General features: G+C 37.0%; 8 protein-coding genes. All 8 read right to left on the bottom strand.

Features of this window, described 5'->3' with window-relative positions:
* Positions 1-2: 2 nt before the first annotated feature.
* Entirely contained in the window at positions 3-668 is a 666-nt protein-coding gene (locus M1L62_RS04840) for an acylneuraminate cytidylyltransferase family protein (protein ID WP_254411875.1), read from the bottom strand.
* A 354-nt stretch (positions 669-1,022) separates the two neighbouring features.
* Complete coding sequence (locus tag M1L62_RS04835) at positions 1,023-1,985, bottom strand: class I SAM-dependent methyltransferase (RefSeq protein WP_254411874.1); 963 nt, start codon at positions 1,983-1,985, stop codon at positions 1,023-1,025.
* A gap of 115 nt (positions 1,986-2,100) precedes the next feature.
* Entirely contained in the window at positions 2,101-3,207 is a 1,107-nt protein-coding gene (gene glf, locus M1L62_RS04830) for a UDP-galactopyranose mutase (protein WP_254411873.1), read from the bottom strand.
* A gap of 58 nt (positions 3,208-3,265) precedes the next feature.
* On the bottom strand, positions 3,266-4,099 hold the full coding sequence (locus M1L62_RS04825) for a glycosyltransferase (RefSeq protein ID WP_254411872.1): 834 nt from the start codon (positions 4,097-4,099) through the stop codon (positions 3,266-3,268).
* A 122-nt stretch (positions 4,100-4,221) separates the two neighbouring features.
* Positions 4,222-5,679 carry a flippase gene (locus M1L62_RS04820; protein ID WP_254411871.1) on the bottom strand — a complete coding sequence of 486 codons (1,458 nt, stop codon included), beginning with the start codon at positions 5,677-5,679 and terminating at the stop codon, positions 4,222-4,224.
* A 196-nt stretch (positions 5,680-5,875) separates the two neighbouring features.
* Positions 5,876-6,889 (bottom strand): Wzz/FepE/Etk N-terminal domain-containing protein, encoded by a 1,014-nt coding sequence (locus M1L62_RS04815; RefSeq protein ID WP_254411870.1) that lies wholly within the window; start codon positions 6,887-6,889, stop codon positions 5,876-5,878.
* Between the two features lie 102 nt (positions 6,890-6,991).
* Entirely contained in the window at positions 6,992-9,421 is a 2,430-nt protein-coding gene (locus M1L62_RS04810) for an SLBB domain-containing protein (RefSeq protein WP_254411869.1), read from the bottom strand.
* Between the two features lie 125 nt (positions 9,422-9,546).
* On the bottom strand, positions 9,547-11,316 hold the full coding sequence (gene aspS / locus M1L62_RS04805; protein WP_254411868.1) for an aspartate--tRNA ligase: 1,770 nt from the start codon (positions 11,314-11,316) through the stop codon (positions 9,547-9,549).
* Between the last annotated feature and the right edge of the window lie 56 nt (positions 11,317-11,372).

Here is an 11,372-nt window from a genome sequence, read left to right as displayed (position 1 = left end):
CCTCAAATTTCCTGTTTTTCCAAAACGGTTTTATAATATATTTGCTCAGCAAGGAAGAAATCGAGGCTGGTATCAATATCTAAACCCTCTACATCGGATACAAAATGAACCGAAGGTTTTGGGCCAATAATACTCTTGTAGGTAATAAGTGTAGATCGGGGTATGAGGCAAAGCCCAAAATTGATAGCGGAAATATTGTTGAAATCCTGACTCCTTGGATGTTTGTCGAGTTCGAAATTCAAAGGTTTTCCATCTTTCCACAAAAAATGTTTTAATATACTGGCTGTGACAATACTGCTGTCGGGTTCATGACTGTATGCTTTAATACATTCCGAGAATGTTTCCGGCCGGATAAAGGGAGCAGTAACGGGTGTGTAAGCAACGAGATCCGATTCAGTTGATTTTCCAAGATAATAAAAGTAATCATTCGCGGGACACTCGGAGGAAGCGTAATAAGGGTCTCTTTCGTGAAATGAAACTGAATTTTTTTTGGCTATCGCAATGGCGTCAGGGGAATCTGTATTGACAATGATCTCATCTATTTCAGGAACTAGTTTCAGCGCCTGGATCTTAAAGTCCAAAAGAGTAGTATCAGCAAACCGGCGCGTACATTTATCCTTAACCCTCTCAGAACCTTTACGTACTGGAATAACTGCGGTGATTTTCATATTTGTATATTTTAGTGTGTAATTTTCTTCGATACATTCAAAATTACATGTATCTGGCAATCTACTTAATATTCTTGTAAAATAATACTTACTGTCTAATATTTGCTCAATATTAATACAAGATACTTCGATCGTTAGGTAGTACTAGTTCTTGAAGATGTGTAATCCAGATCTTTTGATCTTTGCAGGAGGAGTAGTTAAAAATAATAAATATTTATCTAACAATATGCTATTTTTTACAAAAAAGTATATTGTTAGATAAAGAAGTGATGCCTAATTAGGGATTTGCCAAGAATATTTCAATGATCAAAGTTGGCGTGCTACAACCTATGAAATTGGCAAGTGTAATAATTTTTATTCAGATCTACTTTCAAGTATAAATACAACTTGATCTCCCTGATTCTCTAAATTTAATTTTTCGCTTCGTTGTTTGAAATTCTGTATTTGTTCAGCATTAAACATTGAATCTTTGGGATTTTTCGCATAAGATTTTTCTGATAGCAGAGGGATATCTTTTTTATATTGTTCACTTGCCCAGAACTGTTTTTCGTCTGAATCGTAATAATACCGATTGACTTTAAGCCCACTTTGGTCAACTAAGAGCAGCATACTTTCAATGGAATGAAGAAAGGAGTGTCTTGGGGCGTCTATTTGAAACCAATTTTCACGAAAATGCTTCCATGCATATGATGAAGACGTCGGGATTCGAATCATTGCAACACCAGAAGGCGAGAGTAATTTCTTTATACTTCGCAAAGTTTCAAGAGGATCAGGAACATGCTCGAACACGTGATGCAACATAATAATATCCCATTTTTCTTTGTCATGAAGTTCATGAATGCTTTGTTTTTTTACTTCCAGTCCAGTGTCGAAGTGTACATCTTTGGCAATAAAGGGATCAATACCCAATAAATTTTTAAAGCCGATTGAAGACAGCATATATAATAGTTCTCCATCTCCGCAGCCAACATCGAGAATTCTGGTTGTTTTGTCAGGAGAAAGTTTTGCAACTGCTTCAAAGGAAAGATTGGGATATTTATTTTTTAATATCTTGCCTATAATACTTGATCCATATAAATAGTATTTGGTTCTTTCTCTTTTCAACCAATAAAAAAGGCCATTTTTTCTATGGGTAAAGCTATAGTAATTATCTGAATTATAATACTTGGCAATATCGTCTGGAATTTTTTCTAGCTGCAAACATCCGCAATTTTGGCACTCAAAGTATTCAAACTGCTCTTTGGTACCAAACATCATCTCTCTGACACTGTAATTTTTACCAGAGCTTATGCTGTTACATACTTTACATTCCGCCATATTGATATTTATTAAATAAGTGTGATTTTTGTTTATTTAGGTTATCTATTAAGAATCCAAATGTAAAATTAATTGTCAAACAATATTCATAACGTCATCGCGAAAGCAACGTTGCCTAGACGTTAATCTGATTGTTGAAAATCGTTAAGGCTCTTGCAATTACCTGATCCATATTATAATACTTGTAGTCTGCTAACCGCCCACAGAAAATTACGGAATCAAGTTTATCAGCTTCGGATTTATATTTGTTAAATAAGGTATTATTTTCTTCACGCGGTATAGGATAGTACTTCTCGGATTTATCGTCAGCTAAAAAGGAGTATTCCCGGGTAACGGTAGTATATGGATGTACCTGTCCGGTCGCATGCTTCCATTCTACAATACGTGTAAAGTCATAGTCGTTCGGATAATTAATTTGTTGCCAGCTTTGATGATTTTCATAAGCATATGTTTCGTGCTCAAACCTTAAAGATCTGTAAGGGAGTTTTCCGTACATGTAATCAAAGTAGCTGTCTATTGGACCTGTGTAAATTACTTTTTTAAAGTTCAGGAGTTTTGTTATTTCTCGGTAATCTGTATTTAATAGTATTGAGATGTTAGGATTCGCCAGCATTTTTTCAAATAGTGCCGTATACCCATACTTGGGCATACATTGATATGTATCGGTAAAATACCTGTCGTCTCGATTTGTTCTTGTAGGAATACGGGCGGTCACACTGGATGCAAGATCTTTTGGATGTATTTCCCATTGCTTTAGCGTGTAGCCTTTAAAAAATTTGTTGTATAAATCTTCGCCGATCTGGCTCACAACCATCTCCTCTGCATTGGTGGGTTTAATATTAGCTTTCAACGAATTATAAAAATCTTGAACCTCATTTGGAGATTGTAAATTCATACCATATAATTCATTAATGGTATCCATATTAATAGGTATAGGTAGCAACTGCCCGTCAACATATGTTTTTACCCGATGATAATGATAACGCCACTCCGTAAAATTCGAAAGATATGTGAACACGTTTTTATCATTTGTGTGAAACCAGTGCGGGCCATACTTATGAACCAAAATACCAGATTCATTATAATAGTCATAAGCATTCCCCCCGACATGATTTCGCTTGTCAACGATTAATACTTTCTTATTCAAACGAGATGTAATCTGCTCTGCCAATACCGATCCTGCAAATCCAGAACCAACAATTAAAAAATCGTAATCTGCCATATATGTGTGATATAGAAATATAAATCAGTCGTGATGATACTTACCTTGTTCTACTTGGCTAGGGTTCATATTTTCCACTTTTTCTAACAAGGCCATGCCATAGAGCCTTTGTTGCCACACGCTTTTGTTCTGTTAAAAAAAGTGTCAATAAATAATCCTTAATAGATATGGGTAGTGCAAGAAACCAGCGTTTAGAGAATAACTTATTGATAAGTAAATGATTTCTAATATAGTAGTATAATTTAAAGTCACTCATTTGTGTGAAAATAAATTTTTTACCAAAGAAATTTATTTCCCGATATTCTTGATTATGAGAGAGATCTCCATGGTCAATGATTGAATCTTTTAGTTTTATTATCTTAAAGTTATGATCAACAATTCTTAGAGCATATTCGCTATCGTCGTGGTATAGAAAAAAATCTCTTCGTGGGAGGCCAACTTTGTCGACAATTTTTCCGCTAATTGCAAAACCTACAAACATCATTTTGTCCACAGATTTTTCTATTCCATCAAATTCTATATCACGGTTGCAATTTGACCAATAACAGTAATCCTGATTGTTGTTATGACGATTTATTGCATTCGTTAATTCGACTGCTGCATTTTTCTGACAGAACGCATCGTCATCCATCACCCATATCCAGTCAAAGCCTTTTTCATTTGCTTCTTTTATACCCCTGTAAAAGCCTCCTGATGCCCCCAAATTTTCCTGGTGATAAACAACTAGATCTTTTTGCTCACTTAACCAGATCTTGGTTCCATCTGTGCTGCCATTGTTAATTATAATAATAGCATCCAATTGATGTGTTTGAATGCGCAGAGCTTCAACACATTTTTTTAACAAGTCTAGTCTATTATAGGTAACTACAACACCGGCTATAGTCGTTTTCATTGCAATGTGTGTTTAAATTATTTTAAAGAGTGATTATTAAAGTGAACTTTCTTAACATGATAAGGGCTGAAATCAAAGATATTTTGACATCGGTGTCTGATTAATATTAAAAATTCTTGAACTTACTTCAACCGACTTGTTCTTGAAATCATTTTTCTCATCATTGAGTCTCTAAATTCAAGAATGACTTCATTTTTTATAAAGACAAGCTGTGAAATTACAAAGTAAATCAAACATAAAAAGACCGTAACACCGACTCTAAGATACATGTCATGTACTAATAATTTTAAAGTGAATATTATTAGAATATATGGCAACGATATAGCTAATTGTTTCAGAAAATTTCCTGTGGGAAAAGTGACATCGATATGTCGTTTTGCAACAAAATAGGTAGCAACAGTAACCACTAGCTCTGTAAAGAAGTTACTAAACGCCGCACCATTTTCATCGAAAACTGGAATTAGGAAGTAATTTAATAACAGACTTATAAAGGCACCACTTAGAACTATCTTCATCATTTCCTTATCTTTTGACATAGGCGTTAGAATTTGAATACCAAAGATATTCGAAAGACCTATTAAAAGTGTGAGAGGAGATAAAATCATCATCGGGATGGCGGCAGGTGCGAAGTGAGTCCCGAAAAAAATTGAGACGATTTCCTGAGACATACAACATACACCAATCATTACGGGAATACTGAGGGTTATTATTAAGCTGAGTGACTTGTCGATAATTCTTTTAAATTCCGCTAGATTATTGCTTCCCATCAATCCCGATAGTTTGGGAACAAGAACCACACCCAATGAGCCAATCATCGTCAAAGGAACCCGATTCAGTTTTAACGCAGATGTGTAAAATCCTACTGATTTGTCTGATGATAAAAAACCTAATAGCACGGTGTCGAGAAGAGTATAGGCATTTACAGCAAACGTGGTTCCAAAAATGTACATAAGAGATTTGAAATGCCGTTGGATATTTACTCCGGAAAAAAAATTTTGAAATGATAATATTTTTGAAACGTAATAAACATTGATAAAGCCATTTAGAACCGAACTTATAACAATAAGTAGAAAATACGGAAGCAGGTCATCCTGATCTTTGACAACAAAGAAAATTAAACCGATAGAAATAAACCGTATGATAATCGTTCGTATAGTCACAAATTTGAATTGTTCCAAACCCATAAAGAACCATTCAAATGCAAAGACGTTTGATACAACCAATAACAGTCCCCAAAATAATATATCTTTTGAATCGTATAATCTTTCAACAGCATAAATACTCAAGATGTATGCCGCTGATACTACCAAGGTCATAGCCAAGTGAATAAGGAAAATTTCAGAAAATACTTTCTTCATCTCCTTTTGATTATTTTTTGTCTTGGCTATTTCCCTAACGCCGTAAATGGGAATACCTAAGGCAGCGACAAGCATAAATGATCGGCAAATTGATTCGCAAAATGTTGCAAGGCCTATTCCTTCCACGCCCAATATACGTGATGCATAAGGGAAAGTAATAACAGGATATAATATTTGCGAAACAGAAAGCAGTACGTTGTAAACGAAATTTTTCTTTATCATTTTGGGCTATTCCGTAAACGACTCTGATTTAAAATCACTTTTTATTGTTTGTGTTAAGTTGTTGGTATGTAAATTTCACTTCGTAAATGTGCCTACATTTACGAAGTGAATGATATTAATTTATTATAAGGCAATCTAGTATTCTTATCATTTTATTACTTGTTACCGTAAAACAAACTTGGGTAAGAGTATTTAATTAAGAGAAGACCTTTTTCCAGGGGATTAGAACCATTATTACGGTAAGTAAGAAACTTAAAATACTTCCCCCTACGCCAAAAAAGAACCTGTTGGGACTACTCTTAGCCACAGGAATAACGGGTGGTTCGAGAATTTGAAAGGCAGGCTTATCTTCTTGCTCTGCAATATTCAGTTTTTCCGATTCTCTTAATAAATCATTGTAGACCGATGCGGCTAGTGAATAGTCTTCTTCCAATTTTTGCTCGCCAATTTTCGCGGTGTTTAAGAACAGATTTCGATTGTTATCTTTAAACTTTTGTAAAGCGTACTGAGCTTTCTGCATTCTTTCTTTTGCGGTTTTTAGTTGAGATCCGACAAAAGCAACTTCACCGTGTTTTTTTCCATATCTGTATTCAGAAACATATTGCTTAAGATATTTGATACAATTTGCCAAGGTAATTGCGGCTACCTTAGGGTCTGTCATTTCAACGGAGACGAAAATAATACCTGATTTTTTTTCGAAGCTGGAATTGATAGATTTCTTAAGGCTTGATATTATGCCCAATTCGCTGGTCGTATATTTGTATAGGCTATCTGTGATTTTAAGTTTGAGTAGCTGAGGCTTCACTTTGACTTCGTTTTGTATTTCATAAAATGCCAACAGCGAAGAGTAATTTTTTCCTGAGTCAGATTTTACAGGCTGACTCAGCAAATAAAGAAGCGCGGGAGAACTCTGCAGAATATTGGGAAATAAGTCTGGTCTCAAAGCATCACTTTCTGAGGATCCGGCAGCATCCAGACCTGCTAGCGATGCAAGTGAACTTAAACTTCCAAATTTATTGCTGTTGAACTCAGGTAATAATTCGGCTTTTGATGTGTATTTTTTCGGTATTAAGAAGCTTGAGGCAATGCCAATAATGCCTCCCAATAGAATTGACAAGAACAATTTGCCCTTATTTTTAATTAAAATCTGAATCAGAGCTGTCAGAGTCTTTTCAAGAATATCCTGATCAGATGAAGAGTCGTTTACCATGGAAATATTTAATTATTTAAAAAATGGTAATCAATGTAAGTAATTCGTGGTTTTAGTTTCGCAGACTCATATTTAAATAAATCAAAAGCTGCAAACCAAAAACTATTTATTAGAATTAATTATCAAGATAGCCGTCGAACTCAGAACGCTTGCAATAATTGAGAAAATTGCTATGCGCTCACTAGGAGTGGTCTGTCTGTCCATTTTTTCCTCTTTAATCGGAACATTAATTACAGAACCAGGCTGGATTTTAGGATATGACTTGAAAAATAAAAATCTGTTAGTCCTATGGGTTCGTCCATTCGGATAGGATACGTAGACTCTGGTTTTCCATGCTCGTTCCATATAGCCTCCGGCTTGGGAGATATAATCTTTGTAGGAAAACTTAGGATCGAAGTTCATCACTGACGGATTAAATACGCCCCCGTTTATTCTTACAATTTCAGATTTGCGAGGGATACGTAGCGAATCGCTATTTAAGAGTAAGAGATTTGAAGAAAGGGATGGAGTCTTTTCAACTGCACGCAAATCGATGGCAATTTGTTCTCCATTTCTATAAAATCTTGCGCCTGATAAATTTGCTTCAGGTTTCAAGCCGCCTACTTTTGGAATCAGATCGGATATACGCTCAAAATTGTTCAAAATTGTATAAGATCCTGGATAGACTACTTCACCTAAAACTGTTACAATCTTTTGAACTTCATAACGAGGTGATTTTCTGATCATGATGATATCATAAGGCATTAACTTAAACTTTTCATCGTGCTCATTAAGTTTCAGATTATCTTCCACGTTAAGTGTAAATATCTGTACATTTTGAGATGCAGGAATGCCTGTAGTGTCATCCTTTATACGTCTTGATACTTCGATTCTGTAAGAGATACCTTCTTCACGAAACCCACCTGCCTGGAAGATAAGATCGGACACGGTGATGTTCTTAAAGTATGGGAAGGTTCCCGGTTTGATAACCGAACCGGCTATGGTTAAGAAATTAGATTCTTTCAGATCATCAACTGATTTGATAGTAAGAATATCACCAGGAAGTAATTCTATGTCTTCTATTTGTTTATTTACGAGCTTTTCCAGGTCTATTGCAATGATTCCTGTCTGAAGAGCACCGCCTCCACTTCGTTCAAGTGTAGCCCGGTTTAAAAATGTTCTTGGAGCAATCCCCTGCGCCATTTGAATAAGTTCCAGTACCGTATTACAGCGGTCTTCTAATGCGTAAATACCTGGAAGAGTAATCGCCCCTCTTATTTCAACTTGGTTACTAATGGCGTCAGATATCTTACTTACAGTGACAATATCACCATTTTCAGGTTTGAATGATGCAATTTCATCACTCTTGATGGTTCCTATAATGTAGTTTGCACCGGTATTTCTTTGGTAATTAATAATCGACGAAACAGCTTCTGGTGTGTAGCCGCCAGCATATTTAATCAAATCCTGTAAGGATTCGTTATCGGTAGCTTCAAAAATGCCCTCTCTTTTTACCTCTCCAAGTAACTGTACCCGCTTTTTGTAAGGCCGTATGAGAATAATATCCTGATCTCTCAAAGCAATATTGTCTTTAAGATCAGCATCAATCAAAAATTTATACAAATCAATTTTCCTTATTACTGTATTGTTCCTGATAATCTCGATGTTCCGATAAGAACCATTAGAAGTTGGCCCTCCTGATAAATACAATGCATTGAATGCGGTTGCGAGAGAAGAAACTGTATATGTTCCGGGACGGGATACTTCTCCGGTAATCATTACCCTGATACTACGAACGCTACCTAACGTCAGGGATAAATAGGTTCCTGAGCCAGGACGGTTCAGGCCAGAATAGGCTTGTCTTAATCTGTTTAATATTTTTGCTTCGGCTTGTTCAATGCTAAGGCCATTGATGTACACCGGAGCAAGATTCAACATTTTTACTGTTCCTTCAGGACTGACCTTTAATTTGAAATTATCGACGGAATTGCCATAAATATCAACAATCAGTTCATCTTCTGGTCCCAAAATATAGTTTGTTGGTGTTGCAAGCCGAAGATTGGGTTCGAAAGTATTAGACTTATTCCGAAAAAAAGAAGCACCGAATATCCTGTTTCTCCTACCGGACTGGCTTTCTCCTACTTTTGCGCTGTCACCAGCACTCTTGCCGTCTTGATCAAGTTCTGTTTTGTCTTCCTGCTCTCTTGCATCATCTCCCTTATCCCGATCAGAATCTTTTGTATCTTCATCTTTGTTCCCATCCTTAACCTTTTTCAACATTTCGTTGATCTGCTCATTAGAGAAACCGCGTTGAAGTGCTGCTTTCTGAATATCTGAATCAGTCATGCCTGCAGATCTGGCGCGATTATAGAAATCGGTTGCTTGTTGCGTTGAAATTTGGTTTAGAGGAACCGTTGCGGGAGACGCATTTTTTAGCGCTTCTTTTGAGATTTGAGGTGTTTGAGCGAAGGATAACTGAATATTCAATAGAAACAACGCAAAAACAAATGAAAGGACATGTTTTTGTAGGAATAAAGATCTTAAATAATGCATGTAGTGTATTTTAATTACAACTGTTTAAAAGTTTTTAAAAAGCAATTGCTTTGGAATTAGAGTAAAACTACAAAATCTAATCACAAAGCAATTGGTTTATTAAGAATATTCAATTTTGAGAACGATCAGCTTATCTTTTTAGTCACCTCAATAGTTAATTCTTTTAATTGAGCGTCAGATATCGTAGACGGTGAATCAATCATTACGTCACGTCCTGAATTATTTTTTGGGAAGGCGATGAAATCACGGATGGAGTCAATACCTCCAAAAATGGAACAAAGACGATCAAACCCGAATGCAATTCCTGCGTGTGGAGGAGCACCGAATTCAAAGGCGTTCATCAGGAAGCCAAACTGCTCCTGAGCCTCTTCCGGACTGAAGCCAAGTATTTCGAACATCTGCTGCTGAAGGTTTCTTTCAAAAATCCTTACAGACCCTCCGCCAACTTCCACACCATTGATAACCATATCGTAAGCATTGGCACGAACTTGTCCTAAATCAGTGGCCAGTAAGGAAATATCTTCCGGTTTTGGACTTGTAAACGGATGGTGCATCGCAAACCAGCGATTGTCTTCTTCGCCGTATTCAAGAAGCGGGAAATCAAGCACCCATAACACACGGAATTCTTCAGGATTACGCAACCCAAGACGCGAACCCATTTCTAAACGAAGTTCGTTCAGTTGCTTGCGTGCCTTATCTGCCTGGCCCGAGATCAGCAATATCAAATCACCTGGTTTGGCATCAAATGCAACAACCCATTTTTTTAGATCTTCTTCAGAATAAAATTTATCAACAGATGATTTAACTGTACCATCTTCGTTATATCTCACATAAATAAGTCCCTTGGCACCGATCTGCGGACGTTTCATCCAGTCGGTAAGCTCATCCATTTGCTTGCGGGTATACACCGCACAGCCGGGAGCGCAAATACCGACAACCAGTTCAGCGTCGTCAAAAACACCAAAACCTTTGCCGGAAGTAAGATCCTGATCTTTTCCTTTCAGTTCTACAAACTCCATACCGAAACGGATATCCGGTTTATCAGATCCGTACAAACGCATGGCGTCAGCATAGGTCATGCGCGGTACTTCGGGAAGTTCGATCCCTTTTACTTTGCTGAAAAGATTACGGATAAGTCCTTCGAAAGTATTCAAAATATCTTCCTGCGTTACAAATGACATTTCGCAGTCTATCTGGGTAAACTCAGGCTGACGATCGGCACGTAAATCCTCATCACGGAAACATTTAACAATCTGGTAGTAACGGTCAAATCCGCCAACCATTAATAGTTGTTTAAAAGTTTGTGGTGACTGTGGCAATGCGTAAAATTCGCCCGGGTTCATACGGCTAGGCACCACGAAATCGCGAGCGCCTTCAGGTGTTGATTTAATCAAAACCGGTGTTTCTACCTCGATGAAATTAAGTTCATCCAGATAAGCACGCGTATGACGCGCAACCTGATGGCGTAATTCCAGATTCTTACGAACGGCATTTCTGCGCAGATCCAGGTAACGATATTTCATGCGGATATCATCGCCACCATCGGTTTCGTCCTCGATCAAAAACGGAGGAAGTTTCGATGGATTCAGGATGGACAATTCGGATACACGGATTTCGATCGAACCGGTTGCTATCTTATCATTTTTGGAAAGGCGCTCAATAACCTCGCCTTTTGTAGAGATTACAAATTCACGTCCTAATGAACGAGCTGTTTCCAATACCTCAGGTGGTGTTTTGCCTTCTTCAAAAAGAAGCTGTGTTAATCCATACCGGTCACGTAAATCCAGCCATACCATGCCCCCCTTATCCCGGATTCTCTGAACCCAACCACACAACACAACATCTTGATTTACATGCTCTAAGCTTAACTCACCACAGGTATGTGTACGTAACATATAATTATTTTAATACTGATATAAAGAAACTGCCTGATAATAAATGCCGCAAAAGT

It is taken from the genome of Dyadobacter diqingensis (genome assembly GCF_024220585.1).
GTDB lineage: Bacteria > Bacteroidota > Bacteroidia > Cytophagales > Spirosomataceae > Dyadobacter > Dyadobacter diqingensis.
The sequence above is the reverse complement of the archived record's forward strand: the minus strand, read 5'-3'. Positions and strand labels throughout refer to the sequence as shown.

Excerpts from the sequence above, each read along its gene's own strand:
- M1L62_RS04815 (WP_254411870.1), bottom strand. The coding sequence starts at position 6,889 with ATGGTAAACGACTCTTCATCTGATCAGGATATTCTTGAAAAGACTCTG.
- glf (WP_254411873.1), bottom strand. The coding sequence starts at position 3,207 with ATGGCAGATTACGATTTTTTAATTGTTGGTTCTGGATTTGCAGGATCG.
- M1L62_RS04820 (WP_254411871.1), bottom strand. The coding sequence starts at position 5,679 with ATGATAAAGAAAAATTTCGTTTACAACGTACTGCTTTCTGTTTCGCAA.
- aspS (WP_254411868.1), bottom strand. The coding sequence starts at position 11,316 with ATGTTACGTACACATACCTGTGGTGAGTTAAGCTTAGAGCATGTAAAT.
- M1L62_RS04835 (WP_254411874.1), bottom strand. The coding sequence starts at position 1,985 with ATGGCGGAATGTAAAGTATGTAACAGCATAAGCTCTGGTAAAAATTAC.
- M1L62_RS04810 (WP_254411869.1), bottom strand. The coding sequence starts at position 9,421 with ATGCATTATTTAAGATCTTTATTCCTACAAAAACATGTCCTTTCATTT.
- M1L62_RS04825 (WP_254411872.1), bottom strand. The coding sequence starts at position 4,099 with ATGAAAACGACTATAGCCGGTGTTGTAGTTACCTATAATAGACTAGAC.
- M1L62_RS04840 (WP_254411875.1), bottom strand. The coding sequence starts at position 668 with ATGAAAATCACCGCAGTTATTCCAGTACGTAAAGGTTCTGAGAGGGTT.